We start from the raw sequence: 26688 nt of genomic DNA on the forward strand, positions 1-26688 counted from the left end.
TTCGTGCGCGCGCGTCAGAAGTCGCCGAAGCGGTCGCCGCGGCCGGGCTCGTAGCAGGTGAAGCCGACGAAGCAGCCCGGCCCCTCGCGGGTCGGCACGAAGGCGCGCTTGCCGATCTCGGTCGCTTCGCAGAACGAGCGGTCGCGCACGAAGCGGTCGAAGGTCGGCCCGCCGGTGCCGAGCACCGCCGCGCCCTGCCGCTGCACCACCGCCCGGGCCTGCCCGCAGGTGAGATCGGTCGTCGAGAGGCGCTGCGCCGCCGCCGGACCGAGGCAGGCGATGAGGCAGGCGAGCGAGGCGAGGGGGCGTCGCATGGGAGGGGTCCGCCGCGAGAAAGGATTCCTCCTCAACGGCGCGGCTCACGGATGTATCCCGTCGAGATCCGGTAGCAGCACCACGCTCTCCTGCTCGTTCGGGTCGGTGCGGGCGATGATGGCGGTGCAGGGCTCGGTCCGACTCGGATTGTAGGGCAGGTGCGGCACGCCGGCCGGGATGTAGAGATACTCGCCCGGCCGCAATTCGGCGTGGTGCTCCAGCCGCTCGCCCCACCACATGCGGGAGAGGCCGGCGAGCGCGTAGATCGCGGTCTCGTGGCCCTCGTGCTTGTGGGCCTTGGCGCGGGCGCCGGGCGGGAGCGTCACCATCTGCAGGTGGATGCCCCGCGCACCGGCCGATTCCGCGGAGATGCCGGGGGCGTAGGACAGCCCCTGCTTGCCCGTGAAGGCCTCGCCGGGACGCACGATCCGGCAGACGGCCGCCTCGTCCGGCCCGGACATCGGGCTACAGGTCCCCGAAGGCGAGCTGGCCCTGCGGCGCCGGCTTCTTGGCCACCCGCGCGGCCTCCTTGCGGACGGGCGCCCGCGGGCGCGGCTTGGGATCGGCCCGCATGCGCGCCTTCGCCTTGTCCCGGGCGATCGCCTCGGGGGCGTGGGGATCGTCGTCGAGCCACTTGCCGCGCTTGATCACCTCGTTGACCCGGCCCTGGTTCACCCCGACCTTGAAGGCGATCTCCTGCTGGGTCATGCCCGTGGAGGCATGCAGCTCCAGGATCGAGCGGGCGAGTTCGGGCGTCATCCGCTGGCCGGTCAGGCGCCGGGCCGGGCGCACGGTGCGGGTCCGGCGGTCGCGCTCGCGCAGGCGCTCCAGCAGGGCCAGCGCCATGTGCATCCCGTGCTCGCGCAGAGAATCCTCGAATTCCTTCAGCGTCGCCATGGACGGCTCCTCGTCCGGGGGGCGGGCTTCACGTCGAGAAACGCATCGCCCATGCCCCAGGTTGCGGGACAGGAGACGCGCGCGCGCAAGGCGGAGCAAGCGGAGGCGCGGCCTCATCCACCGCAAAAGGCGCGATCCGCCCGCGGGTGGCACGGGGCCGCGGCGGCGGCGCGTGTTGGCAGGTCCCGAGCGGGTCGGGTAAACCGCGCTCCATCCTACCCGCGCGGGAAACAGCCAGCCATGATCAGCCCCGTCCTTCCCGTCTTCCGCGCCGAGGCGGCACCGGGCGCACCCGGCCTCGTCGAGGCGCTGGAGAGCGGCTCGGTCCTCGTCTTCCGCGACCTCGACTTCCCCTTCGACGCCTTCGAGCAGCGCTTCGTCGAGCGCCCCTTCGCCGACGGCAAGGCCAAGAACGTCGCGATCCGCAACGAGACGGCCGAGCTGCGCGGCGGGGCCGGCAGCGCGGAGGAGCAGGCCCGCCTGCGCGCCCTGCTGATGCGCTACCGCCGCTTTGCCGAAAGCCTGATCGACACCTACCTGCCGGCCTATACCGGCAAGGTCTCGCTGGCGGGCACCTCGTACCGGCCCTTCGATGTCGACAAGCGCAAGCTGAGCTGGCGGCGCGACGACACGCGCATGCATGTCGATGCCTTCCCCTCGAACCCGATCGGCGAGCGGCGCATCCTGCGCATCTTCCGCAACATCAACGCCGAGGGGCAGCCGCGGCTGTGGCGGGTCGGCGAGGATTTCGGCTCGATGGCGGAGAAGTTCCTGCCCAAGCTGCCCGGCTATTCCGGCCTCTCGGCGAGCGTGCTGGCCGCGCTCAAGATCACCAAGGCCAAGCGCTCGGAATACGACCACCTGATGCTGCACCTCCACGACGCGCTCAAGCGCGACATGGATTATCAGGCCAGCGCGCCGCAGGCGGACGTGCGCTTCCAGCCCGGCGAGACCTGGGTGACCTTCTCCGACCTCGTGATGCACGGGGCCATGGGCGGGCGCTACATGCTGGAACAGACCGCCTATATCGCGGTCGCCGACCAGGCCGACCCGGAGAAGAGCCCGCAGCGGATCCTGGCGAAGAAGCTCGGCCGGCCGCTGCGGCACTGAGGCGGCCCCCGTTCGAGCGCCTCGGTCCGTCATCGCGCGCGTGAGCGAGGCGATCCCGCTCGCCTCATCGCGCAGGGGAGCCGGGGCGATCCGGCGCACCGCCCGCTGCAGGGCGGTCGCGCCCCTGGACCGCCGCGCCGACGCCCCCGATGACGGGGGAGGACGCGGCCCCCGGACCGACCGCCGCCTCCGGCCCTTGCGTGAACTCCCGCCACAGCAGGATCAGCGCGGCCATCACCGCGGGGCCGACGAACAGGCCGAGCAGACCGAAGGTCTCGACGCCGCCGAGAATGCCGAGCAGCACCCAGAGGAAGGGCAGCCGCGTGGTGCCGCCGATCAGCGCCGGGCGCACGAAATGGTCGGCCACGAAGGTGACGACGAAGCCCGCCGCCAGCACGATCACCGCGGGCACGACCGCCCCGCCGGCCAGGAGCAGCGCCGCGGCGAGGCCGAAGGCGAGGGGTGCGCCGAAGGGGATCGTCGCAGCCACCGCCGTCAGCGCCCCGAACAGCACCGGATGCGGCACGCCGGTCAGCGCGTAGACGATCCCGAGCAGGACGCCTTCGCCGAGGCCGACGAGCACGAGCCCGTCCACGGTGCCGTGCACCGAGGCCGCCATCTGGCGGGCCACCCGCTCGCCGCGGGGGCCGAACAGGCGGTGGCTCGCCCGCAGACCCTGCGCGATCACCGCCTCGCCCTCGCGGAACAGGAAGAACAGGGCGAGCAGGCAGAAGCCGAACAGAACCACCCGGTGCACCAGCCCCGCGCCGAGGCTGCGGGTCAGGTCGCGGTTGGAGGCGGTGTTGAGCCGCTCGCTCAGTTCGTGCGCGAGCCCGGCATGGGCCAGATGCGCGTTCCACCACGCGGCGACGGCCTCCGCCCCGTAGGGCAGGTGCGCGACGAAGGTGGGCACCGGGATACCGTTGCGCTCGGCCTCGCGGGCATAGGCGAGCAGGTCGTGCGCCTCGCGGGCCGCCTCGACGGCGAGCGCCACGACGGGCAGGAGCAGCACCAGCGCGACGAGACCGGTGAAGACGGCCGGCCAGAGCAGGTTGTGCCGTCCCGGCGGGAGCCGCCGCTTCGCCCGGGCGAAGAGGGGCCACAGCGCGACGGCGAGCACCACGGCCCAGACCAGCGCCCGCAGGAATCCGGCGAGGATATAGAGGCCGAGCCCGAGCAGGCCGGCGACCAGCAGGACGCGGAAGATCGCCTGGAAGCGGGCGTTGTCCGGTGCGGCGTGCCGGATCGGCTCGGCGTCCGTTCGCTCCATGCCAGCCATCGACAGCCTCGCTCCGTCCGCATCCGTCCGCCGCGCAGGCCAATGGCGCGCGCCGGGCGATGTTCCCGTGCCTCAGGCCGCGGCCCGGTCGCGCCCCTCCGCCTTGGCGCGGTAGAGCGACCGGTCGGCGCGCTCGATGGCCGCGGCGAAATCGGCCTCGCCCGGCTCGACCGTGGCGATGCCGAGGCTGATCGTCCAGGCCGGGAGGTCGGGCACCCGCTGGGTCGCATGGCGGATCTCGTCGGCGAGCCAACACGCTTCGGCGGGACTGCGATCCGGCACGATCATCACGAATTCGTCGCCGCCGAGCCGTGCGAGGAAGGCATCCGGCTCCGGCACGATGCCGCGGATGCAGCCGGCCAGCGCCCTCAGCACCTGGTCGCCGAGTGCGTGGCCGTGCCGATCGTTGAGATCCTTGAAGTGGTCGATATCGAGCACGATCACCGCCGTGCCCGGCCGCAGCCGCGGCGCCTCGAGGGCGCGCAGGCCGGCGCGGTTCCAGGCTCCGGTGAGCGGATCGCGCAGGGCCGCGTCGCGCAGGGCCGCCTGCGCCCGCTCGCCCGGCATGGCGATGAGGCCGAGATTGAGCACCGCGAGCAGCACTTGGTCGGCCAGCAGCGGGACCAGCGCGGCCATGTTGACGCTGCTGCCCCCGACGGCCTCGGCCGCGATCGCGACGAGGAAGCTCGGCACGTAGACGAGGAGCGCCGCCCCGGCGATGCGCCGGCCGCGCGAGGGCTGCGGCGCGCGGCCGAGGGTGAGGCTGAGGCCGACGACCAGCATCGTGACGATGCTGCCGACGGTGCCTCCGATCCGGCTGGCCGGGCTGTCCACCCCGAAGGCGAGGGCGGGCAGCCCGTAGCCGAGGCAGGAGAACAGGACCGGCAGCAGGAGCCAGGGGCGGAACGGGGGCAGGCCGTCGAAGCGGCGCACGCCTGTCAACACCGCGAGCGTACTTGCCGAAAGCGCGCCGTAGAGCAGGCCGATCACCAGGGACGGGCCGGTGACGGAGGCGAAAGCGAGAAGCGCCAGCGCGTAGATCAGCGAGCTGGCGGCCCAGTGCAGGAGGTGGCTCTCGTCGCGCCGCCCGACCCAGAGGAACACGAACACGCCCAGGAAGGCGAGGCTCGCCAGGACGCTGCACAAGCCGAGGGTCGGGATGTCCGGCAGGTTGAGCATGGGTCTTGAGGCGAAAGCGGCGCCGAATCGGCTCGGCGGCAGCGTATCGTCGAAACCGTTAAGATCCGGATCCGCCGACCCGAGCCCGGCCCAGCCCATGCCTGAGCGGCGGGAACGAACTACGAACAGAGACTTGACCGGCTGGGCGTCCCGCCGCATTGTTCATGGAACGTTCCGAACCGATTCGCCACGGCGCTCCACGGCGTTGCTGCGGCGAGGCAAGGCAGGAGGCTCCCGTGATCGAGATCGGCTTCGACGACGACCTGCTCGACCGTCCGGTCGCGTCCGCGCCGCGGCAGAGCCCGGACCGTGACTGGCGCCTGCTCGACGAGGGGCTGGAGCATCCCGCCAGCGGCTACTTCATTCCCCGCGACGAGATCGCCGGCCGCCGCGGCGACGGTCTCTGGACCTGGCCGATGCAGCTCGCAGAGAAGGCGTGGTGCGCTCCCGCGGGCTTCCGGCAGGTCTTCCTGGCCGCACTCGACCGCTACGGCATCGCGCCCGACGACGGCCTCGCCCGCTCCTTCGCCCTCGGCTTCGGCATCCAGGATGCCGGCCAGCGGCACAACGACCGCTTCGTGGCGCTCGGCGAGCTGGTGCGGCCGCGCATGCCGGAGCGCAAGCGCGCGGTTCCGGGCGAGAGCCGCCGCACGGGCCGCGAGCGGCCGCGGCAGGGCGGGGACACGCGCGCTGCGGCGCTCGATCTCACCCGCTCGGCGGGCTGAGCCGGCGCGCGGAAGGCCGGTCGCGGGCGGGGTGCGGCGCCCGAGGTTGCCCGCGCTCCATCGCTTCGTGTAAGGGGTCGCGATCTTTTCAGACGCGCCATCGGGAACCGGCGGCGATGCGGGGCCGCGGACCGGTTCGGGCGCCATGGGGGCGTGCCGCGCGAGGGGTCGGCGACGCCGGACACGAAACCGAGAAAGCGGCCAGCCCTTATGTCGAACGAGACCGCCACCTTCGACCGCGTCGCGGACATCATCGCCGAGACGGCGGACATCCCGCGCGACAAGATCACCCCCGAGAGCCACGCCATCGACGATCTCGGCATCGATTCGCTCGCCTTCCTCGACATCGCCTTCGCGGTCGACAAGGCCTTCGGGATCAAGCTGCCGCTCGAGCGCTGGACCCAGGAAGTCAACGAGGGCAAGGTCCCGGCCGAGCAGTACTTCGTGCTCAAGAACCTCTGCGCGCGCATCGACGGTCTGGTGGCCGAGAAGGCCGCCAAGGCTTGATCGCCGGCTCCTGAAGCAGGCTCGAGGACGCTCACCGCGATGCGGCTCGAATATTTCGAGATGATCGATTCCGTGGTGCGGCTCGACCGCGCCGCCGGCCGCATCGAGGCGCGGGCGCTCGTGCCCGAGGCGAGCCCGGTCTTCGAGGGCCATTTTCCCGGTCACCCGCTGGTGCCCGGCGTGCTGCTCACCGAGACCATGGCGCAGGCCTCCGGCTACCTCGTTCTCGCCCATCTCGATTTTGCGCAGATGCCCTTCCTCATGGCCGTGGACAAGGCGCGCTTCCGCTCCTTCGTCGGTCCCGGTGCCGCCCTCGACATCACGGCGAGCCTGGAGCACGACGGGTCGGGCTACGCGGTGACGAAGGCCGCGATCCGCCACGAGGGCAAGGCGCTCTGCGACGCGGAGCTCCGCTTCCGCACCATGCCGTTCCCCGCCTCCATGGAGACGCTGATCCGCGAGCGCGCCCGCAAGATCGGCCTGTCCGACGGAGCGCAGCCGTGAGCCGGAGGGAGCGCACGGTCGTCGTCACGGGGCTCGGCCTCGTCTCCTGCGCCGGAGAGGGGATCGCGGCGCATCTGGCCGCCTTCGCCGCGGCCGAGCCGCCGCGCACGGATGCCGAGAGCTTCGCGCCCTACCCGGTGCATCCGGTCGCCCCGCTCGCCCTCGACACGCAGATCCCGAAGAAGTCCGACCAGCGGCAGATGGAGGCCTGGCAGCGGCTCGGCGTCTACGCCGCCGGGCTCGCGCTCGATTCGGCCGGGGTCAAGGACGATGCGGGCTTCAAGTCCGCGCTCCAGCTCATCGTGGCCGCGGGCGGCGGGGAGCGCGACTACGCCGTCGACGGGGCCATCCTCACCGGCTTGCGCGGGACCAACGATCCGGGCGCCTACCTCAACGAGCGGCTCCTCAACGACCTGCGGCCGACCCTGTTCCTGGCCCAGCTCTCGAACCTGCTCGCGGGCAATATCAGCATCGTCCACGGCGTGACGGGGGCCTCCCGCACCTTCATGGGCGAGGAATCGAGCGGCGTCGATGCCCTGCGCATCGGGCACGCCCGCATCGCCTCCGGTCAGGTCGAGACCATGATGGTCGGCGGCTCCTACAGCGCCGAGCGGCCCGACGTGATGGTCGTGCACGAGATGGGCGGCTACCTGCTCAAGCCCGATTACCGGCCCGTCTTCGAGCGCGGCGACGGCGGCGGCTTCGTCCTGGGGAGTGCCGCGGCCTTCCTCGTGCTGGAATCGGCCGAGCACGCCGCCGCGCGCGGCGCCCGGGCGCTCGCCCGGCTGATGCCCGTGGCCAACGACCGGGTCGCCCGCGCCCCCGGCAGCGTCTCGGCGAGCCTCGCCCGCCTGATCGGCGAGGCCGGGATCGAGCGGCCGGACGTGGTGCTCTCCGGCGCCACGGGCCTGTCCGACCTCGCCGCCGAGGAAGTCGCCGGCATCCGCGCGGCCCTGCTCGAGACGGGCATCCGCGCCACCGGCGACCTCATCGGCCATCCCCTGGAAGTGGCGGCCCCCTTCGGTGCCGCACTCGCGGCAGCGTTCTGCGCTGCGGGCTCGGCCCGCGAAGTCGCGGTCACCTCGGTCGGCCATCGCCGCGGCGAGGGCGTGATCCGGGTCGTGGCGGCCTAGAGCATCGTCCCGAAAGGTGGCCGCCGGCTTTCGGAAAAAGACGATGCGAAACAAGAGACTAGACCATCGTGCCGGATACGATATCCGGCACGATGGTCTAGTCTCGGCGGCCTGGTTCCGGCGCCCGGACGCCGCCGGGCGTCCGGCGACGATGGATGCGTGACCGGCGAAGGGATGATTGAAGGCGTTCGATGTCCGCACCCCGTTCCACGTCCACCCACGATGCCCAAGGGCGCCCGCTCGTCGCGGTGACGGGCGTCGGCATCGTGACCTCGCTGGGCCGCGGCGCGGCCGAGAACTGGGATGCCCTGACCGCCGGCCGCTCCGGCATCCGCAGCATCGCCCGCTTCCCCACAGAGGGCCTGCGTACCCGCATCGCCGGCACGGTGGATTTCCTCGACACCGATCCGCTGGTGGCGCCGCTCCTGTCCGAGCGCTTCGCCACGGTGACCGCCGAGGAGGCGGTCGCGCAGTCGGGCATCGGCGCACGCTTTCCTGGCGGCCTGTTCGTGGCGGTGCCCCCTGTCGAGATGGAATGGCCGCAGCGCCAAGCGCTGGCCGAGGCGGCGGGCGAGCCGGACGAGGTGACCTATGGGGGGCTCCAGCGCGCTGCTGCGAGCCGACGCTTCGACGCGTGGCACGACCTGTTCATCTTCGGCACCGTGGCCGACCGCATCGCCGACCGCTTCGGCACGAAGGGCTCGCCGATCTCGCTCTCGACCGCCTGCTCCTCGGGAGCGACGGCGATCCAGCTCGGCGTCGAGGCGATCCGCCGGGGCGAGATGGAGGCCGCGCTCTGCATCGGCACGGACGGCTCGGTGAACCCGGAATCGCTGATCCGCTTCTCGCTGCTCTCCGCGCTCTCGACGCAGAACGACCCGCCCGAGGGCGCCTCGAAGCCGTTCTCGAAGAACCGCGACGGCTTCGTCATGGGCGAGGGCGCCGCCGCGCTGGTCCTGGAAAGCGCCGAATCCGCCCGGGCGCGCGGGGCGACGATCCTCGGCTACGTGCTCGGCTGCGGCGAGAAGGGCGACGGCTTCCACCGCACCCGCTCCAGCCCGGACGGCGCGCCGGTCATCGCGGCGATGCGCGCGGCGCTCTACGATGCCGGCCTCGCGCCGGACGCGATCGACCACGTCAACGCCCACGGCACCTCGACGCCGGAGAACGACAAGATGGAGGCGCTCGGCTGCTCGGCGGTGTTCGGCGAGCGGGTGAGCCGGCTGCCGATCTCCTCCAACAAGTCGATGATCGGCCACACCCTGACCGCGGCCGGCGCCATCGAGGCGGTGGTCTCGCTCCTCACCATCCGGCACGGGCGCATCCCGCCCACCATCAACTACGCGGTGCCCGACCCGGCCCTGCTCCTCGACGTGGTGGGCACCGCGCGGGACGTGCCGGTGTCGCGGGTCCTGTCGAATTCCTTCGGCTTCGGCGGGCAGAACACCTGCCTCGTCCTGGGAGACGAGCCGGCATGAGCGGTGCATTGAGCGGCGAGAGAAAAGCCGTCCTCGTCGTCGGCGGCGCCTCGGGCCTCGGCGCGGCCACCGTGCGGGCGCTCGCCGCGGCGGGTTACGACGTGACCTTCACCTACCGCTCCTCGCCCGAGCGCGCCGAGGCGCTGGCCGCCGAGTTGGCGCGGGCGTATGGGGAGGGCCGGTTCCAGGCCCGCAGCCTCGACCTGTCGGACCGCGCCGCGGTGGAGGCCTTCTGCGAGACGGCGGAGGGCGAGGGCTTTTACGGCTACGTCCACAATGCCGGACAATCGGCGGACGCGCTTGCGGCCATGCTCGACCAGGACCGGGCCGAGGCGGCGATGCAGGTCAATTTCTGGTCGCTGACCCGGATCACCAAGGCGCTGGTGCGCGGCATGATCCGCGCGCGGGCGGGGCGCATCGTCGCCATCGGCTCGGTGGCCGCGCTCCGGGCCAATGCCGGCAACGCGGCCTACGCGGCGACCAAGGGCGCGCTCATCGCCTATTGCCGCACGCTCGCGATCGAGTCGGCCAAGCGCGGCGTGACCGTCAACGTAATCGCGCCGGGCTTCATCGACACGGAGATGATGGCTCCCTACGCCAGCCACCGCGCCGGCATCGAGCGCCAGATCCCGCTCGGGCGCTTCGCGGCGCCGGAGGAGGTCGCGGCTTTGGCCGCCTTCCTGATGGGGGAGGGCGGCGCCTACGTCACCGGGGCGGTGCTGCCGGTCGATGGCGGGCTGACCGCGATGATGGGCATCCACCGCAGCTGAGCCGCGCCGTGCGAGCGACCCGCCTCCTCACATCGGCCGCCGCGCTGGCCCTGCTTCTGGCGACGGGGGCCGGAGCGGCGGAGAGCTACCGGGTCGAAGGTCTGGCGCGCGACGACACCCTCACCATCCGGGAGGCGCCGGATGCCGCGGCGCCGGCCCTGGGGCAGGTCCCGGTCGGGCGCCGGGTGCTCGGCTTCGGCTGCACCAGCGACACGCCGAGCGGGCTGACATGGTGCCGGGTGCGGTTCGAGCGAACGCTCGGCTGGGCGCGGCGGCGCTACCTGACGCCGGACTGACCGGGCGCTGCAGCACCATCCCGAAAGGCGGCCTCCGGCTTTCGGGATGAAGCAGAGACAAGGGCATCGAGCATCGTCCGGGATCGATGCTCAGGATGCGCGCAGGGTCTCCGCCAGGAACTTGACCACGCGCCGCAGCTCGACCGGCTTCTGCAGGCGCTCCACGTCGGAGAATTCCTGCGGGATCACGCCCTCGTCGTAGCCGGTGACGAAGACGAAGGGCACGTTCCGCTGGCGGAGCAGATGGGCCAGGATGAAGGACGGCCCGGAGCCCAGGTTGATGTCGATCAGGGCGGCGGTCGGTCCCGCATCCGCCAGCGCCGCGCGGGCCGCCTCCTCGTTCGGGCAGGGGCCGACGACCTGGGCGCCCGCGCCCTGGAGCGCCCGCGCCGTGTCGGTGGCGAGGTAGTAATCGTCCTCCACCACGAGGACGCGGTGGCCGCTCAGGTCTGCCTTGCCGGTCATGTCGAGCGATCCTCCGTACACCGTCGCACGCTGGGGAGCATCCGTGTCCAGGATGCTGGGGCCGGAACGCAGTGGGAATTCCAGGCGGCAGCGGGCGCCGCCCGGGCCGATTTCGAGGCGGGCGCGACCGGCCAGCTCGTAGGGCAGCCGCCCCTCGATCAACTCGCGGCCGAAGCCGCGCCGGCCGGGGAGGACCGGATCGGCCCGGGACCGGTCGGCTTCCGGCGCGCCGTCCTCGGCCCAGTCGAAGCCGAGCCAGGTTTCCCCACCCTCGGGGAAGGTCGTCCAGTTCACCCGCACGCACCCCTCCGGCGCCGAGAGGGCGCCGTATTTGAGGGCGTTGGTCGCGAGTTCGTGGACGGCCAGCGTCAGGATCTCGGCCGCCTTGGGCGACAGCTCGATCTCCGGGCCGGACAGCGCGTACTGCTCCGCGCGCAGGGCCTGCGCGCCCACCTCGTCGTGAACGATGGCCGCCACGGGCACGCCCGCTCCGGCCGCACGGGTGAGCAGGGCCTGGACCCGTGCCAGCGTCAGCACCCGGCCTTCCAGCAGCGCCGCGTATTCGGGAACCGTCTTGGCATGGTCGCCGGTGCGGGCGACGATCGCGCGCATCATCGCCATGATGTTGCGCACCCGGTGCTGCAACTCGGCCAGCAGCACCGCCTGGTGCTCGGCCTGCAGCTTGGCCTCGGTCGTGTCGGCGGAGAGCCCACCGATGCGCCGCACCCGGCCCTGCTCGTCGCGCAGGGGGAACAGGGTGCTGCGGATCCAGCGGAAGGCGCTGTCGCTCGGGCGCATGACACGGAACTCGTTCACCACGGATTCGCCGCCGCGCACCCGATACAGGTTCTGGAAGGCGCGCTCGCGGTCCTCCGGCACCATGTGGACGCCCCAGTTGCGGATGTCGCGCCCGAGACTGTCCGGGTCGATGCCGTAGACGGTGCGGAGCGCCCGGCTGACGAACTCCATGTCGAGGGTGTCGGCGTTGCGAATCCACAGGACGTCGGAGGAGGCCTCCGCGAATTGCCGGAAGCGCTCCTCGCTGTCGCGCAATTGCAGCTCGGACTGTTTGCTGCGCAGCGCGTTCCAGATCGCCGGCGCCAGCGTCTCGGCTGCCTCCAGATCCTCCGGCCGGTAGCCGCCCTCGCGGTTGCCGAGGCCCATCATGCCGCGAACCCGCTCGCCCTGCTTCAGCGGTACGCCGAGGAAGGCGCGCAGCGGCAGGTGGCTCGGCGGCGTGCCGATGCTGTCGGGATCGGCGGCGGGATCGTTGACGATCAGGCCTTGGCCCTCCCGCAGCACGCGTCCGTAGATGCCGTGGATCGCGAGCCCGAGATCCGCCCTGCCCGGCGGCAGATCGGCCTCGCCCTCCCCACGGCGCGCGGCGTATTCCGCCCGGCTCCGATCGCTGAAGTGGAGGCCGCCCAGGCGACCGGTCGCCTCGTCGATCTCGCCCAGGAAGCCGATGGTGCTGCCCGTCAGGTTCTCGGCCACGTGCAGGGAGATGCGCGCCAGTTCCTCCTCGGAGGAGGCGCCCAGGGTCTCGCCGAAGACGAGGTTGATCGCCTGGAGGATCGCGTTGTTGCGCCTGAGCCGCTCCTCGGCCCGGCGCCGCTCGGTGATGTCGATCGAGACGCCGACGAAGCGGTCCTGGCCCAGCGGCCGGCCGGACGTGCTCAGCCAGCGGTACTGGCCGTCCGCGCGGCGTGCGCGGACTTCGTAGGTGAAGGGGCGTCGGGCCCGGAATGCCTCGTCGAAGGCGGCGTTGTGGGCCTCGGCATCGTCGGGATGCAGCAGCTTTTCCCAACCGCGTCCCGCGATGGTGTCGAGCGTCGCCCCGGCGAAGTGGAGGTAATGGTCGTTGGCAAAGACGATGCCGCTCGAATCGAAGTCCCACATCAGGACCGGCGCCGCATCCGCCATCGTGCGCAGCCGGGTGTCGGCCTCGCGCGCCGAGCGCTCCGCGCGGGCCCGCTCGATCGCCGCCCAGATCCGCTCGCCGGTCTCGCTCACGAGCGCGATCTCGGCCTCGCTCCAGGCGCGCGGCGTCCCGCTCGTGAGGTTGAGCGCGCCCACCAGTTCACCGTGCTTGACGAGCGGTATCCCGATGACCGCGATCAGCCCTCGGGCCTCCATTCCGGCGCGAATCTCGTCCGGCACCGCGGCGAGGCTCGACACGTTCTCGATCACGATCGGCCGGCCGCGCCGGTAGATCGGGATCGCCCACTCGATTTCCGATGCCGTGTAGGTCCTGACGAGCGAGCGCAGATCGCTGCGGACGTAGTCCTGATCGATGACGGCGCCGCCGGCCCGCGCGTCGAGTTCGATGTAGAAGGCGTGATCGACGCTCAGGTGTTCGCCCAGCAACCGGCACGCCTCTCTCTGGATGGCGGAGGGGTCGGCGACGGGCCGCAGGGTGTCGGAGAGCCGGAGGAGAAAGGCCTGCTGCTCCTCGCGGACGCGCAGGGCCTGCTCGGCGACCCTTTGCTCGTGGATGTCCTCGCTGGTGCCGTACCATCGGACGATGCGGCCCGCGGCGTCGCGGCGCGGATAGGCCCGCGAGCGCAGCCAGCGGTAGCCGCCCGTCGCCTGCATGCGCACGCGGTGCAGGATGTCGGCCGGCCGGCCGGTGCGGACGCTGTCCATCCAGGCATCGCGCAACGATTCCGCATCGTCCGGATGCATCACCTCCATCGAGGTCCGCCCCAGGCCGCTGACGCCGGTCCATTCGCGGAATCGCGGGGACGAGGAATCGATGGTCCCGTCCGGCGCGGCCGTCCACGGGATCTGGGGATTGAACTCCACCGTATGGCGCAGATGCTCCTCGCTCTCGCGCAGGGCCCGCTCGGCCAGCACCCGATCGGTGGTCTCGAAGGCCCCCATGTAGAAGCCGACCACGGTGCCGGCCTCGTCCCGCAGCGGCGTCCAGCTCGCGGTGTACCAACCGAACGGCCTCTCCGGGCGGGAGACGATGTCCCAGTAGCGGTCGGTCGTGTGGCGCGCCTCGCCCCGCAGGAGCAGATCGGCGATCTGCCGGCCTTCCGGCGCCGGCCAGCAGGCGACGAACGGCCGCCCCAGCGGCGGCGGGTCGAGGGCGCGCAGGATTTCGTGATAATCGTCGTTGTAGAGCAGGTTGAGATCCGGCCCCCAGGCGATCAGGCCGAGGTGGGGCGCGCCGAGCATCATCTCGACGACGGTTCTCAGGCTCTGCGGCCAAGTCTCGATCGGCCCGAGCGGCGTCTGCGCCCAGTCGAAGGCGCGGATGCGCCGCGCCATCCCCTCGCCGGGAGGCCATTCCGCCGCCCTGCCACGCCGCGGCGGATCGGGTTGCGGGGAAAACGCTTCGAGAGGAGCGTCCCGTGTCATCGACGGCTGCCGCCCGGAGGAGGAAGTCATCGTCGACCGAACGTGCGGCAAGCCGTCATCGGACAATTCTGAGAACCGAAGTTTGAAATGACCAACGTTTAGGGGACGGAAACGAGGCCTCCTTCACCGGGCCAATGTCAACGGATTCGGGCCGTCCGTCCGCTGTTTGACGCTACGCTTACGCGAACACTTCACCACAACATCCCAAACCGCGTGATGTCGCCCCTTCCCTCGCGCACGCGCAGCGTCGCAGCGACGGACGCTCCAGGGGGTGGATTGAGCCGAAGCCGGTTTCGCCCGATAAGCCGTCCCGATCGCCGCGAAGGCGCGAGATGCGGCGCCAGACCTTCGACCCAGACGAGACCGATCCTGATGCAAGCCCTCCAGCTCTTCGGCGACCGCGACCTGCGCCTCACCGAGGTCGAGCCGCCGCCCGCGCCGGGGCCGGGCGAGGTGCAGATCCGCGTGCGCGCGGTCGGGCTGAACTTCATCGACGTGTGGGGTTTTCGCGGCATGGCCTTCGCCAAGCGCCGACTGCCGCTCACCGTGGGCGCCGAGGCCGCGGGCGAGATCGCGGCCGTGGGGGAGGGCGTCGAGGGCCTGTCCGTGGGTGATCCCGTGGTGCCCTACGGCGCGCTGACCTGCGGGCAGTGCCGCGCCTGCCGGGAGGGCCGCGACAACCTCTGCGAGGACGTGTCGGGGGTCATGGGCTTCCATATCGACGGCTTCGCCCGCGAGCGGGTCAACATGCCGGCCCGGCTCGTGGTGAAGGTGCCCGCGGGGGTCGACCCTGTCCAGGCGGCCTGCGCCGGAATCGCGTTCGGTACGGTCCAGCACATGCTGTTCGACAACGCGCGGCTAGAGCCGGGTGAGTCGATCCTCGTCCATGCCGGCGGCTCCGGCATCGGCACGGCGGCGATCAAGATGGCCAAGGCGATCGGCTGCACCGTCTACACGACGGTGGGCGACGACACGAAGGGCGAGAAAGCCCGCGCGCTCGGCGCCGACTACGTCGTCAACTACCGGGAGGAGCGCTTCGAGGGCGAGGTGCGGCGGCTGACCAAGCGCAAGGGCGTGGACGTGGTGTTCGAGCATGTAGGGCCCGAGACCTGGAACGGCTCGCTGCTCTGCCTGAAGCGCGGCGGACGGCTCGTGACCTGCGGCTCGACCTCGGGCGTCTCCGTGCAGATGAACCTGATGCAGCTCTTCCAGCAGCAGTACCGCATCACCGGCTCGTTCGGCTGCCGGGTCGCCAACATGCGCGAGAGCCTCGACAAGATGGCCGCCGGCCTCACGCCCGTCGTCGATACGGTGCTGCCGCTCGCCGATTTCGCGCAGGGCCTGGAGCGCCTGGAATCGCGAAAGGTGTTCGGGAAGATCCTCGTCACGCTCTGATGCCAAGCAGCGCGGAACGGGAGCGATGCTCGGGTTCCGCGCGGCCGGCGGATGGCCGCCGCCCCGCCGTCGCGGGGGCCATCGACGATGCGTCACGATCATCGTCGATGGCTCCGATACGATTTCCGGGTCGATCGCTTCGGTCTCTTCCCGCGTCCCTGCGAGGCTCAGCGAAAGCAATCCAGGGCCCCGGACCTTCCGGACAGGTCGCGCTCTGGCTCGCTTCGGCTCCGCCTCGCGATGACGGAGCGGGGTGAAGGCCGAGGCGATCAACTGGAGACGCGATGCGTCAGGCGAAGAGCCGGCTGGCCAGGCCGGGCACGTCGCGGAAGCTCGCGGCCACGTGGCCCGCGAGCGCCCGGGCCGCGGGCCCGGCGCCGTCGCGCAGGCGCATCAGCACGTCGTAGCTGCCGAGCGGCGGCAGTGCCACGATCCGCTGGAAGGGGGGCCGTGCAACGCTCAGGGGGAGCGGCGCGACCGCGAGGTCGGCCTCCACCGCCGCGATCTGTCCCTGACAATGCTCGCTGGTATAGGCGACCCGGTAGGGCAGGCCCGATTGATCGAGTGCGTCGAGCGCCGCCGCCCGCCAGGTGCAGCCGCTCTGGCACAGCGCCAGCGGCAGGGGGCGGCGCGCCTCGGCGAGGCCGCCGCGCAGGCCGATCCAGACCAGATCCTCCGAATGGACCACCTGCGCCGCCCGCTGCGAGGGAAGGTGGCCCGTGTAGAGGACGAGATCGAGGCCGCCTGCCGCCACGGCCTCCACGAGAAGGCGGCTCGCGTCGAGCCGCACGTCGACCTCGACCTGCGGATGGGTGGCGGCGAAGCGGCGCAGCATGGCCGGCAGGGCGAACAGGCCGGAATCGTTGGGCGCGCCGAAGCGCACCCGTCCCTCCATCGGCGGCGCATCGAAGAAGGCGACCACCTCGTCGTTCAGCGCGAGCAGGCGCCGGCCGAGGCCGAGCAGCGCCTCGCCGTCCGCCGTCGGCACCACGGCCCGGGGCTGGCGCAGGAACAGGGCCCGGCCCAGCCGCTCCTCCAGCCGCTTGACCTGAAGGCTGACCGCCGAGGGCGTGCGCCCGACCCGCTCGGCGGCGCGGGCGAAAGTCCCAGCCTCGCAGATCGTGACGAAGGTGCGCACGAGATCGAGATCGAGGTTCGACGGATTGAGCGCGCTCACGGCTTCGCGGTTTCTGTTTCGACGGCAGGCTGCGATCGGTGAGCATCCCTCACTGTTTTCATAAAATCAATTCGCTCGACTCATCGATGGGACCCGGCGCATCCTGCGCGCAACACAGGAGGCAGCGATGATCGAGCAGCTCGGAGCAAGAGCGCGTCGGGCCATGGCCGGCCTCGTCGCCGGGTGGCGCGAGGCGACCGCGCGTACGGCGCGCGGCAAGGGCGTCGCTGAGGCGCTGGCCACCCTCGACGCGCGGCTCCTGGACGATCTCGGCGTGACGCGCTCCGGCGGGGCGGCTCCCAGGGAGGCGCCGCCCCGTCAGCGCAGGCAGACGAGGAGGAGCCCACCGATCATCAGCGCGCAGCCGAGGATGCGCCAGGGATCGGCCGTGTGCTGGGCAAAGCCCACCCAACCGAAATGGTCGAGCACGACCGAGGTGACGATGGCCGCCGTCACCGTGATCCCGGTGAAGACGGCCGCGCCCAGCCGCTCGGCGAGGAAGATCGTGGCGAGCACGTAGCTCGCGCCCATGAGGCCGCCGAGCCAGGCCCACCATGGCACGCCCGCCAGCCGCTGGCCGCCCGGCCAGCCGATCCCGACGAAGGGCGCGGCGGCGAGGTAGACGGCGACGTTGGCCGCGGTCACGACGAGCGCGGCCAGGATCGGCTGGCCCAGCGCCTTGTTCAGGGTGGCGTTGGCGCCCGACTGGACCGTGTTGAGAATGCCCGCGATCGCGACGGCGATGAGGATCGGCATGGGTCGGCGTCTCTCCGGCTCCTGTCCCGCGGAGGAGAAGCGTCCGCGGGCCGGTTCAGGTCCCGCGCAGGGTCATGTCCGGGTCGAGGTCGAGCCAGCGGCGCTCACGCGCGGCCCGGTAAAGGGCCTCGATCAGGCGCATGTCGCGCAGGCCCATCTCGCCCGGCGTGCGCACCGCGCCGCCCTCCGCCACGACCTGCGAGAAGTGATCCAGTTCCCCCGTGAACTGGGCCGCGCTCGTCTCCTGCGTCAGCACCTCCTCGGCCTTCTTTGCGTTCGCGACGACGAGGCGGTTGCCCTGGTAGGCGGTGGCCGGGTCGAGCGTGGCCACGAGCCGGTCGCCCCAGAGGTCGATGCGCTTCTTGTCCGCGGTGTAGCCCGAGGAGATCGTCGCCCGGCGGCCGGAGGGAAAGGCGAGTTCGGCGGTGAAGACGTTCTCCACCTCGGCAAAGCGCGGATCGCCGGGCGGGGCCTGCATCGTCGCCGCCACCGCGTTCGGGCTCTCGCCGAAGAACCATTGCAGGCCGTTCAGGGCGTAGATGCCGATATCGACGAGCGAGCCGCCGCCGGCCACGGCCCGCTTCACCCGCCACTGGTCGCGGGGCCGGGACGGGTCGAGGGGCCGGTGGTGGTCGGAGGAGGCGAACCAGACCGCGCCCAGTTCGCCCGCATCGAACATCTGCTTGGCGCGCAGGTTGTGCGGCTCCCAATGCGCCCGGTAGGCGATCATCAGCCGGCGGTCGGCGGCCCGGGCGGCGTCGATCATCCGCTGGCACTCGGCCGACGAGTTCGCCATCGGCTTCTCGCAGATCACGTGCTTGCCGGCCTCGAAGGCCTTCACGGTCAATTCCGCGTGCGAGGCGTTCGGGGTGACGATGTAGACGACGGCGACGTCCGGGTTGTCGGCGAGCCGCTCCATCGTGTCGTAGCCGTAGAGCGCCCGCTCGCTCACCCCGTGGCGGGCGGCCACGCCGCGGGCCTTCTCCGGATTGCCCGAGACGAGGGCGACCGTCCGCGAGCGGCGGGAGCGGGCGAGGGCCGGCAGGACGTAGGCCTGCGCATAATGCCCGAGGCCGACCACGGCCCAGCCGACCCGCTGCGCGGGGGCGAGCGGCGGCTCCTCCTCGAGCTGCGGCTCCGGCCGTCCCGTCGGTCCGGGCGGGATCTCGTTGGAAGGATCGGCGGCGCTGCGGCCCGCCGTCAGGACGGCGCCGAGGCCGAGGGCGCCCCCGGCGAGGAACAGGCGGCGCGCGTTCGAGTGATCCGGCAATCCATGTCTCCGGCAGCGTCCCGCCCCGCGGGTCCGGGGCGACCGCGCCCCGTTTGCGAAACGCCAGATCCCGCCCCCGCACCTCTGCGGCATGATGCCGTCGGGACGGCGCGCCCTCAGCTGCGCGGGGTCGGGCGCCAGTCCTCCGGCGCCATCTCGAAGCCCGAGAATTCGAAGCCGGGCGAGACCGTGCAGCCGACCAGCGTCCAGGCACCGAGGCTCGTGGCCGTCTGCCAATGGCCCGCCGGCACCACGATCTGCGGTCGCTGGCCGCGCAGGAGGTCGGGGCCGAGATGGTGGGCCGAGGCGTCGTGGCCGTTGGGGCTCATCGTGAGCACCATCGGCGCGCCGGCATGCCAGTGCCAGATCTCGGCCGCGTCCACCCGGTGCCAGGCCGAGGTCTCGCCCAGGCCCAGCAGGTAGTAGATCGCGGTGCCGACCGAGCGCCCCTCGACCGTGCGGGGATCGCGGAAGGTCTCGCGGAAGTGCCCGCCCTCCGGGTGGGGCGCCAGCCCGAGGGCGTCGATCACCTGCGCGGCCGTCAGCCCGTTCGTCATGGTCCGTCTCCGCGTCTCTCGTCGTCGGGCACCAGCCAGCCCCGGTAATGCACGAGCAGGCCGATGAGCGGCAGGAACAGGGCCACGTCGAAGCGGAAGCGGCCCTGCGCATCGATCCGCTCGCTCGCCCGCGTCGTCGGCCGCAGAAGCCGCGGCAGGGGCAAGGTCCCGAGCCGCCAGCCCGTCACCGCCATGTCGAGCCCCGCCGCGTGGGCCTCCACCGCGAGATCCATCGAGAACGGGCCGAAGCGCTCGCGCAACCGCCCGCTGCCCTCGGGTCCCGCGAGCCCCATGCGGCTGGAGAAGCATCGGCTGGGGAAGCAGCGCGTCCAGCGCTCCGCGGCCGCGTCGTGGTCGGGCTCCAGGGTGACGCGGATCGGCCCATCCGCCATGGCGGGCGGCAAGCGGAACAGGAGCGCGACCAGGGCGACCAGGATTCCGCGCCCGCGCAGAACCTCGGCCCGGCCGCGGAAGGCGCCGTCGCCCACCGAGGCGTGCAGGGCCCGCACCGGCTCGGGCATCCGCGCGAAGCCGGCGCCGAGCGCCCGCTCGAACAGCGGCACGGGATGATCCAGATCGCGGCGGGTGCGGATCGCGAGGCGGGTCATCTCCGCCTCGATCGCGGCCAGCGGCAGCACGCCGACACAGGGGCGGGCGCCGGGGGCGATCGGTGCGGCGGACGGATCGGTGAGCCGGCGAATCGCGGCGAGCGCCGGCAGGGTCGGGACGGACGGCCCGTCGCCGGCCTCCGCGACCAGGCTCCACAGGGCGCGGACCGGCCGCCCGGAGGCGTCGCGGCCCAGGGCCTCGACGCTCATCCCGCCGCGGTCGCTGCCGAAGCGGTCGAACCACCCGGCCATGACCAGAAGGGGCTTGGCGAACGGCACGAGCGAGAGCAGCAGCCGCCAGCGCACTGGCAGGCTCGCGAGGCTCAGGCCCAGATGCAGCGCCGGCAGTTCGAGCCCGGCCCGGAACAGGGCGGTGCGCAAGCCGGGCAAGCGCGCGGGCAGGATGTCGAGGTCGGGCGTCTCGCACAGGCTGGCGAAGCGCCGGCCGAGGCCCGGCACGGCGATCCGGCGCAAGAGCCCCCAGCCCGGCTCGCTCCGCCACGCGCCGGCCCGCAGCACCCGCACGGGGCGCCCGGCATAGGAGAGGATCGCGCGCATCACCGAGAGGCCGCGCGGGGCGCGGTTGCCCGGCACGATGGCGACCCGGACCGTCTCGAGCGAGCGCCAGCCCTCGGTGATCGCGTCGAGGGCCGCGTTCGATAGGGCCGGCGTCGAGGAGGCGCCCGTGAGCGCGACGACGCCCGCCGCCTCGGCCGCCCCGTCGAGGGCGGGGAAGGCCGCCACGAAGTCGCGTCCGTCGGCGAGATCGACGTAGTGGAGGCCGGCCGCGATGGCCGCGCGGGCGAGCACCGGGGTGCTGCCCTGGAACGGACCGGCCGCGTCCACCACGATCCGCACGCCGAGCGCCCGCAGCTGCGCCGCGTCCACCCGCGTGGCGTCGAGGCGCAGGGCCCGGCCGCGTCCGTTCGGCACGGTGCGGGCCACGGCCTCGGCCCGCGCGAGATCGCGGCCGGCGACGAGGACAGTCAGGTCGGTACCGGCGGCGAGCCCGGCGACGAGCCGCGTCCCGAAGGCGCCGGCCCCGCCCACCACGAGGATTGCGGGCGGCTCGCTCAGGGGATCGCCCCCTGCGGCAATTGCAGGCCGGGTGCGCGCGGCGGGGGCAGGCCGGCGGCCGGAGGTGCGGGCTCCCCGGCCGGATTCCGGGCCGCAGGCTTGGCGCGGTCGGACTTCACGGCGGCCTTCGCCGCGGCCTTGGCGGCTTTCTCCGCCTTCTCCGCCTCCGCCGCGACGACCTCCGGCGTGGGGGCCATGCGGCGGGCCTTGGGCGGCGGCAGGAGCTTGGCCGACGGCGCGGTGCCGCATTCGTGGAAGCGTAGCTCGGCCAGGGGCTGGCCGGTCTCGGTGTTGATCGGCAGGCTGTCGGGCAGTGCCAGCAGGGCGGCGTCCCACTGGATCCTGCCGCCGATGGTGCCCTCCAGAGTGGCCGGGGAACCGCCGCGGCGCAGCGACAGCACGTCCGGCCCGTAGGCGGTGGCCACCTTGCCGCCGACCACGACCTGCAGCACGCGGGTCACGTCGGGGGTGAGCGGGCGCAGCGGGTTGTCGATGGTGATCGTGCCGCTGCGCGTCACCCACAGCTCCGCATTCTTGGCACCCTGGTAGTGCACGGCCTGGCCCGGCTCGCAGACGACCGGCGGCGTGGCGAAGTTCAGCGCCGGCCCCGCGGCGGGGATCGGATGGGCGGGAGGCGTCGGCGCTTCCGGCGCCGTCCGCGACGCCGGAGCCGGGGTTCGGGCCGGGCCGGCGGCCGAGGGGTTGGCCTCCGGCGCACCCGGCTCCGCCGGTTTCTCGGCCGGCTTCTCCTTTGGCTTCGGTTTCGGCTTGGGCCGCGGCTTGCGCTTGGGCGCTTCCTGCGCCGCCTCCTCGGGCGCGGCTGCGGGAGCCTCCTCCTGCGCGCGAGCGGCAGGGGCGAGCGCCATCCAGGCCGCCGCAGCGGCCGCGATCAGGCCGGCCCGCGTCATCGTGCGGTCCGGTCCCGGGCGTCGGGGGAGGGCGGTGGTCCGTCCCGCTCCTCCAGGCGCTTCAATTCGCGGTTCTGCTGGTCGAGGAGTTGATCGAGCATCCGGCTATCGAGTTCTTCGGGATCGAAGGTTCGGGGTTCGGCGGCGGCGCGACCGCCCTCGATCACGTGGCCGTCGATGATCCGGGGATCGCCGCGGCGGCCGGCATCCCGGGCATCGGCCTCGAAAGCGGAGGTGCGGGCATCGAGCACCTGCGCCGTCCGGTCGATCGGACTGGCCTGGGGCGGCGTCAGCATCTTCGAGACCGCCTCGGCATCGTCGTCCCACTCCTCCTCCCGGGGGAGGCGGAGGGGCGGCCGTCCCGGACCCTTGGAGAGCGTCGCCACGAAGAGGCAGGCGAGCAGGGTCGCCGCCGCGGCGGCCAGGATCACCAGGGTTTCCATGATCGAGCCGACCCTAGACCGGTTCGCGCGCCGTTGCACCTGTGTGCAGGGCGGGTCCGACGTGAGGAACGGTCCTTGCGTTGCGGGCCGAAGGGTGAGAACCGCGTCGTCGTCCGACGGTCACCGGCCGCTCACGCTCAGGAACGTTCGATGCCCCTCGAAGATCGATCCGCCCCCCCGGCGCAGGAGCCCGCCGCCCCGCCCCGCCGGACGACGCTGGCCCAGGCCGGACACGCCGCGCAGCCCCCCGGCGATCTGGAGGCCGAACTCCTCGACCTCGTGGCCAAGACCCGCGAGCAGGCGAGCGAGGATCCCTTCCGCAATCCCGTCCTCGCCGTGACGCTGGCCATCACCCGCCGGCTCGACCGGGACGAGATCGGCGAATCGGACCTCGATGCCCTGCTCGCCGGCCTGCGGCGGCGGGCGCTCGCGGACCGCGCCGAGCGGCTGCGCGCCTATGTCGGCCTCGACGGGGACGCCACGGGCGAGGGCTCGACGGTCGCCGACCTCGCCGGCCGGCTCGTCGCTGCCACGGCGCGGGGATCGGGCGACTTCGAGACGTTCCGCGAGCGCGTCGGCCGCACCGCCTTCGCGGCGGTGTTCACCGCCCACCCGACCTTCGGCATGCCGCGGGCCGTGGCCGGGTTGATCGCGCGCGCCGCCTCGGTCGCCGATCCGGAGAGGCGCGCGCCGCTCATCGGCGAGGCCGCCGCCCGCTCGACCCGGCCCGACCCGCAGATCAGCCTCGACGACGAGTTCGAGCAGGCCTGCACCGCCGCCAATCACGGCCGCGCCGCCATCGACGGGCTCAACGCCGCGATCCTCGACGCCGCCCGCGCCCGCTGGCCGGATCGCTGGACCGAACTGGTCCCCAAGCCGCTCGCCATCGCGAGCTGGGTCGGGTGCGACACCGACGGCCGAACCGATATCGGCTGGTGGGACACGATGCGCTACCGGCTGATCTCGAAGCGCATGCAGTTCGACCGGCTCCTGCGCGACCTGCCCGACATCCCCGCGACCCGCGTCGTGCGGGAGCTGACCGCGGGGGCGCTCGCCGCCGTCGAGCGTCAGCTCGCGGGCGCGCCGCTGCTCGGCACCAAGCCCTCGCTGGAAGCGGTCCACCGCTTCGCCCTCGCCCTCATCATCGAGCGCGACCGGGCGCAGACCGATGCCGGGCCGATCCTGGCCGGGCTCGCCGCCGCGATCGGCGCCGCCGAGACCGACGAGGAGCGCCGCGCCATCGCGGTGCTGCGCTCCGGGGTCGCCGCCCACGGCCTCTCGAACGCCCTGCCGCATTTCCGGCTCAACGCGAGCCAGATCCACAACGCGGTGCGCCGCGTGATCGATCTGGAGGGCGAGCCGACGGACGCGGCGCAGCGCCGCTCGCATCTCTCGGCGGTCCACACCCTGCTCAACGACGTGCGCCCCGTCCCCGTCGATTTCGGGGCGCTGGCCGCCGAGCGGGCCTCGGCCGCCCGGCTGATGATGACGATCACCCAGATCCTCAAGCACGTCGACGGCACGCACCCGGTGCGCTTCCTCATCGCCGAGACCGAGACCGGCTACACCCTGCTCGCCGCGCTCTGGCTCGCGCGCCATTACGGCATCTCGGACAAGCTGGAGATCACGCCGCTGTTCGAGACCGCGAGCGCGCTCGAACAGGGCATCCGCGTCCTCGACGACGCCCTGCGCAACCCGCACTGGCGCAACCACCTCAAGCGCCTCGGCCGGCTCTCGGTCCAGTTCGGCTACTCGGATTCCGGGCGCTACGTCGGCCAGCTCGCGGCCACCTTCTGGATCGAGCGCCTGCGCCTGCGCATCACCGAGCTGATGACGCAGAACGGGCTGTCCGACATCGAACTCGTGATCTTCGACACCCACGGCGAGTCGATCGGCCGGGGCGCCCACCCGACCAGCCTACGCGACCGCCTCGCCTATCTCGCGCCGGAGGATTCCCGCCAGCGCAACGGCAGCGCGGGCATCCGCGAGCGGCTGGAATCGAGCTTCCAGGGTTCGGACGGCTACCTGATGTTCGGCTCGCCCGAACTGGCGGGCGCCTCCGTGGCGCGCATCGCCGAGCACGTCTTCGCCGACACGCTCACCGAGGACGACGCCTTCGCCGATTACGCCCTCAACGACGGCAAGGCCGCGGCGCCCGGCGCCGACCCGATCTACGAGGAGGCCGATTTCGCCGCCGAGTTCTTCCGCGTCGTGCGCCAGGACATGGAATCCCTGGTGGATGACCGCGGCTACGCGGCGCTGCTCGGCACCTTCGGCCCGAGCCTGATCGACCGTACCGGCTCGCGGCCCGTCGCGCGCCAGTCGGACGGGGGAGGCCCCGCGGCGATCACCCATCCGCGCCAGATGCGGGCGATCCCCAACAACGCGATCCTGCAGCAGCTCGGCTATCTCGCCAACTCGCTGCACGGCGTCGGCCGCGCCGCCCACCGGGCGCCGGAGCTGTTCCGCCACATGCGGGCGAACTCGGTGCGGTTCTCACGCGCCTTCCGCCTCGTGCAGCACGCGGCCAGCGTCGGCGACCTCGACGTGATGCGCGCCTATATCGACACGCTCGACCCGGCGGTGTGGCTGGAGCGCGCCCGCCGCACCCGCCGCGACGCGCGGCGCGACGAACTCCTCACCATCGCCGCCGCCCTGGAGCGGCTGAACCTCGCCCCCGACCTGCGCCGGCTGTTCGGGCGGCTCACCCGGGACGGGCTCTCGCTCCAGACCGCGGCGCCGGATCTGGCCAGCATGTCGACCCGGCTGACCCTGCTCCACGCGATCCGCCTCGCGCTGATCCACCGGATCTGGTTCCTGGCCGCCCACATTCCCGGCTTCCGGCCCCAGGCGGGCCTGACCCGGGAGGCGCTGCTGGAGCGCTTCCTGCGCCTCGACATCGACGGCTGCCTGCAGCTGCTCGACGAGGTCTTCCCGGTCACGCCCGACCCGACGCTCGGCCTCAATTTCGGCGAGCCGCCGGGCCCGCGCGACGTCGGCACCTACGAGACCGAGCACAACACCCTGTTCGGGCCGATCCGGCGGATGTTCGAGCGGGTGCGGGAGATCTCGGGGATCATCCAGCACGAGGTCGGCGCCTTCGGCTGACGGGGCGGGCGGCAGCGCCGCCCGCCACCGACTCAATGCTTCATCATGCTCTCGTGGCTCTCGAAGCTCGCATCCGGCTCGACCTTGCCGGCAAAGCGGGCGAGCCGGCTCAGGCTCGGCTCGGACAGGCCGCCGGCATTGGCGTAGGTCGCGAGCGCGAAACTCACCAGCAGCTCCGCCTCCTCGTGCGTCATCGCCCGCCCGCTCAGGGTACTGGCCGCGCCGCGCACCGCGAGGGCGGCTTGGCGGAAGGCGGGGTCGTTCTTCAATTCGTCCAGGCGACTCATCGGGCGTCCTCGGGGCCGTGCGGATGGGTGCGCGACCGGACCGCCCGCTTCCGCGGCGGCGCCGGCCGTGTTCGACACTCACGAAACGCCCGTCGCGCCGCGAAGTGCGAGCGGCGGCAGGCGCCGCTTGCGCCAGCCTGAGGGCCGGAGAGGTGAACGCCGCCCGAACGAAGCCGGCGGCGTGCCGACAGTGTGAATCCGCCTGTCTCGGATATCGTGCTACCCCTCTCGCCGGAGCTGCACGCAGCGGTCGATTCGCGGCAGATGAACGGGAGGGCGGCCCCATGGACCAGGACGCGGTGAACGAGCCGGCCTATCTCGACGGCCGGCGGGCGGCCGAGCGCAGCGAGGGGCCCGAGCACAATCCCCATCCGACGGGCTCGGACGCGCATCGCCTCTGGCAGGACGGCCACGCCTCGGTGACGGCGCCCGACGCCGTGGCCGACGAAATCGGCGATTTCGCCTGACCACCGGGCCGAAGGGGGCGCCGATGCGCGTGCTGGAAACGCCGGACGGGCGCTACATCGTGGTCCACGGCCGGCTCTGGCGCCGCCACCGGCCCGACCTCGAACCGGTGCAGCGCGACCGGCTGGTCCGCGACCTGATGGATGCCCGCCGCGCCGTGCGGGCGGCCAAGCGCTCCGGCGAGGAAGAGGCGCTGCGGCGCGCCCGCGGGGCGGTGGATCTGGCCAAGCACGGCCTGGGCGAGCGCGGCCCGGTCTGGTGGACGGACGGCGCCCCCGACCAAAACCGCCGGATGATCCACAACACGCCCTACGCGGACTGGTACGCGGCCCTGCCCGAAGCGGCAAAGGCCGAGCCGAAGCGGCATCGGCCCTAAGGCCGTCGCCCCGCGCGCAGGCGATGTGCGCGCCCGCACAGACCGTTGCCCGTGCCGCCCCGGACCCGGCGCGGAGGGGGCGGATGCCGGTCCGCGGGCTATCATGGTTGATTGCCACAGCATCCCAGTTCTGATTAATTCCAAAATATCGAATGCAAACGGGGCCTGACCGGTCTCGCGTCGTGGCGCCTGCCCGCGGCTTCGATCCTGGGCGCGAGCGTTTTCGCGTTCCTCCGT

At 72.5% G+C, this 26688-nt stretch carries 26 protein-coding genes; 12 read left to right on the plus strand and 14 right to left on the minus strand.

The features are described from left to right. Positions 1 to 14 precede the first annotated feature (14 nt). Genes ACPCJR_RS09830 through ACPCJR_RS09840 form a run of 3 tightly spaced genes read right to left on the minus strand, consistent with a single transcriptional unit; the run spans position 15 to position 1212 of the window. Positions 15 to 314: a hypothetical protein gene (locus ACPCJR_RS09830; protein WP_391511984.1), complete on the minus strand. Its 300-nt coding sequence runs from the start codon at positions 312 to 314 to the stop codon at positions 15 to 17. 45 nt (positions 315 to 359) lie between these two features. Further along, complete coding sequence (locus ACPCJR_RS09835) at positions 360 to 776, minus strand: cupin domain-containing protein (protein ID WP_391511985.1); 417 nt, start codon at positions 774 to 776, stop codon at positions 360 to 362. Between the two features lie 4 nt (positions 777 to 780). Then, complete coding sequence (locus ACPCJR_RS09840; protein ID WP_391511986.1) at positions 781 to 1212, minus strand: RNA polymerase subunit sigma-70; 432 nt, start codon at positions 1210 to 1212, stop codon at positions 781 to 783. A 240-nt stretch (positions 1213 to 1452) separates the two neighbouring features. Here ACPCJR_RS09840 and ACPCJR_RS09845 point away from each other — a divergent pair, with 240 nt between their 5' ends. After that, positions 1453 to 2322, plus strand: a complete 870-nt coding sequence (locus tag ACPCJR_RS09845; protein WP_391511987.1) for a Kdo hydroxylase family protein — start codon at positions 1453 to 1455, stop codon at positions 2320 to 2322. Positions 2323 to 2386: 64 nt separating this feature from the next. On the opposite strand, the gene ACPCJR_RS09850 is transcribed toward ACPCJR_RS09845, so the two are convergent. After that, the gene (locus tag ACPCJR_RS09850) at positions 2387 to 3601 is read right to left on the minus strand and encodes an AI-2E family transporter (RefSeq protein ID WP_391511988.1); all 1215 of its coding nucleotides are present in this window, start codon (positions 3599 to 3601) and stop codon (positions 2387 to 2389) included. Between the two features lie 72 nt (positions 3602 to 3673). After that, on the minus strand, positions 3674 to 4780 hold the full coding sequence (locus tag ACPCJR_RS09855) for a GGDEF domain-containing protein (protein ID WP_391511989.1): 1107 nt from the start codon (positions 4778 to 4780) through the stop codon (positions 3674 to 3676). 236 nt (positions 4781 to 5016) lie between these two features. Between ACPCJR_RS09855 and ACPCJR_RS09860 the strand changes: the two genes are divergently transcribed. The 7 genes from ACPCJR_RS09860 to ACPCJR_RS09890 all read left to right on the plus strand — a co-directional run bounded on the left by ACPCJR_RS09860 (position 5017) and on the right by ACPCJR_RS09890 (position 10193). Further along, positions 5017 to 5505, plus strand: a complete 489-nt coding sequence (locus ACPCJR_RS09860; RefSeq protein ID WP_391511990.1) for a hypothetical protein — start codon at positions 5017 to 5019, stop codon at positions 5503 to 5505. A gap of 210 nt (positions 5506 to 5715) precedes the next feature. Further along, complete coding sequence (locus ACPCJR_RS09865; RefSeq protein WP_110351127.1) at positions 5716 to 6012, plus strand: acyl carrier protein; 297 nt, start codon at positions 5716 to 5718, stop codon at positions 6010 to 6012. A 39-nt stretch (positions 6013 to 6051) separates the two neighbouring features. Next, positions 6052 to 6516 carry a 3-hydroxyacyl-ACP dehydratase FabZ family protein gene (locus ACPCJR_RS09870; protein WP_391511991.1) on the plus strand — a complete coding sequence of 155 codons (465 nt, stop codon included), beginning with the start codon at positions 6052 to 6054 and terminating at the stop codon, positions 6514 to 6516. Further along, a complete protein-coding gene (locus ACPCJR_RS09875) occupies positions 6513 to 7649 on the plus strand; it encodes a beta-ketoacyl-ACP synthase (RefSeq protein ID WP_391511992.1) in 1137 nt (378 codons plus the stop codon). Before ACPCJR_RS09870 ends, ACPCJR_RS09875 begins: the two co-directional genes overlap by 4 nt. Before the next feature lie 191 nt (positions 7650 to 7840). Beyond that, entirely contained in the window at positions 7841 to 9127 is a 1287-nt protein-coding gene (locus tag ACPCJR_RS09880; RefSeq protein WP_391511993.1) for a beta-ketoacyl-ACP synthase, read from the plus strand. After that, positions 9124 to 9897 (plus strand): SDR family NAD(P)-dependent oxidoreductase, encoded by a 774-nt coding sequence (locus ACPCJR_RS09885; protein WP_391511994.1) that lies wholly within the window; start codon positions 9124 to 9126, stop codon positions 9895 to 9897. The genes ACPCJR_RS09880 and ACPCJR_RS09885 overlap by 4 nt, the downstream gene beginning before the upstream one ends. Positions 9898 to 9905: 8 nt before the next feature. Continuing rightward, positions 9906 to 10193: an SH3 domain-containing protein gene (locus tag ACPCJR_RS09890; protein ID WP_391511995.1), complete on the plus strand. Its 288-nt coding sequence runs from the start codon at positions 9906 to 9908 to the stop codon at positions 10191 to 10193. Between the two features lie 90 nt (positions 10194 to 10283). Here the strand turns inward: ACPCJR_RS09890 and ACPCJR_RS09895 are convergent, their stop codons facing one another. Next, positions 10284 to 13934: a PAS domain-containing protein gene (locus ACPCJR_RS09895; protein WP_391511996.1), complete on the minus strand. Its 3651-nt coding sequence runs from the start codon at positions 13932 to 13934 to the stop codon at positions 10284 to 10286. 462 nt (positions 13935 to 14396) lie between these two features. Here ACPCJR_RS09895 and ACPCJR_RS09900 point away from each other — a divergent pair, with 462 nt between their 5' ends. Further along, positions 14397 to 15419, plus strand: a complete 1023-nt coding sequence (locus ACPCJR_RS09900) for a zinc-binding dehydrogenase (RefSeq protein WP_391511997.1) — start codon at positions 14397 to 14399, stop codon at positions 15417 to 15419. Positions 15420 to 15708: 289 nt separating this feature from the next. On the opposite strand, the gene ACPCJR_RS09905 is transcribed toward ACPCJR_RS09900, so the two are convergent. The 7 genes from ACPCJR_RS09905 to ACPCJR_RS09935 all read right to left on the minus strand — a co-directional run bounded on the left by ACPCJR_RS09905 (position 15709) and on the right by ACPCJR_RS09935 (position 22215). Next, positions 15709 to 16596, minus strand: a complete 888-nt coding sequence (locus ACPCJR_RS09905) for a LysR substrate-binding domain-containing protein (RefSeq protein WP_391511998.1) — start codon at positions 16594 to 16596, stop codon at positions 15709 to 15711. Positions 16597 to 16914: 318 nt separating this feature from the next. Further along, entirely contained in the window at positions 16915 to 17352 is a 438-nt protein-coding gene (locus ACPCJR_RS09910; protein ID WP_391511999.1) for a DMT family transporter, read from the minus strand. Positions 17353 to 17407: 55 nt separating this feature from the next. Beyond that, positions 17408 to 18622, minus strand: a complete 1215-nt coding sequence (locus tag ACPCJR_RS09915; protein ID WP_391512000.1) for a Gfo/Idh/MocA family protein — start codon at positions 18620 to 18622, stop codon at positions 17408 to 17410. A 116-nt stretch (positions 18623 to 18738) separates the two neighbouring features. Further along, the gene (locus tag ACPCJR_RS09920; protein WP_391512001.1) at positions 18739 to 19179 is read right to left on the minus strand and encodes a cupin domain-containing protein; all 441 of its coding nucleotides are present in this window, start codon (positions 19177 to 19179) and stop codon (positions 18739 to 18741) included. After that, positions 19176 to 20837, minus strand: a complete 1662-nt coding sequence (locus ACPCJR_RS09925) for a DUF4166 domain-containing protein (protein ID WP_391512002.1) — start codon at positions 20835 to 20837, stop codon at positions 19176 to 19178. The genes ACPCJR_RS09920 and ACPCJR_RS09925 overlap by 4 nt, the downstream gene beginning before the upstream one ends. Positions 20838 to 20860: 23 nt before the next feature. After that, positions 20861 to 21772, minus strand: coding sequence for a hypothetical protein (locus tag ACPCJR_RS09930; RefSeq protein ID WP_391512003.1), 912 nt, complete (start codon positions 21770 to 21772; stop codon positions 20861 to 20863). Further along, positions 21769 to 22215: a hypothetical protein gene (locus ACPCJR_RS09935; protein WP_391512004.1), complete on the minus strand. Its 447-nt coding sequence runs from the start codon at positions 22213 to 22215 to the stop codon at positions 21769 to 21771. Before ACPCJR_RS09935 ends, ACPCJR_RS09930 begins: the two co-directional genes overlap by 4 nt. A gap of 150 nt (positions 22216 to 22365) precedes the next feature. Here ACPCJR_RS09935 and ACPCJR_RS09940 point away from each other — a divergent pair, with 150 nt between their 5' ends. Continuing rightward, on the plus strand, positions 22366 to 25323 hold the full coding sequence (locus ACPCJR_RS09940) for a phosphoenolpyruvate carboxylase (protein ID WP_391512005.1): 2958 nt from the start codon (positions 22366 to 22368) through the stop codon (positions 25321 to 25323). Between the two features lie 32 nt (positions 25324 to 25355). Here ACPCJR_RS09940 and ACPCJR_RS09945 read toward each other — a convergent pair whose 3' ends face one another. Beyond that, positions 25356 to 25610, minus strand: coding sequence for a hypothetical protein (locus tag ACPCJR_RS09945; RefSeq protein WP_110351111.1), 255 nt, complete (start codon positions 25608 to 25610; stop codon positions 25356 to 25358). A gap of 284 nt (positions 25611 to 25894) precedes the next feature. Here ACPCJR_RS09945 and ACPCJR_RS09950 point away from each other — a divergent pair, with 284 nt between their 5' ends. Together ACPCJR_RS09950 and ACPCJR_RS09955 are read left to right on the plus strand one after the other, a co-directional pair. After that, positions 25895 to 26077: a hypothetical protein gene (locus tag ACPCJR_RS09950; RefSeq protein WP_391512006.1), complete on the plus strand. Its 183-nt coding sequence runs from the start codon at positions 25895 to 25897 to the stop codon at positions 26075 to 26077. A gap of 23 nt (positions 26078 to 26100) precedes the next feature. Beyond that, positions 26101 to 26451, plus strand: coding sequence for a hypothetical protein (locus ACPCJR_RS09955; protein WP_391512007.1), 351 nt, complete (start codon positions 26101 to 26103; stop codon positions 26449 to 26451). Positions 26452 to 26688: the final 237 nt, after the last annotated feature.

This window comes from Methylobacterium sp. NPDC097929, assembly GCF_049543375.1.
GTDB lineage: Bacteria > Pseudomonadota > Alphaproteobacteria > Rhizobiales > Beijerinckiaceae > Methylobacterium.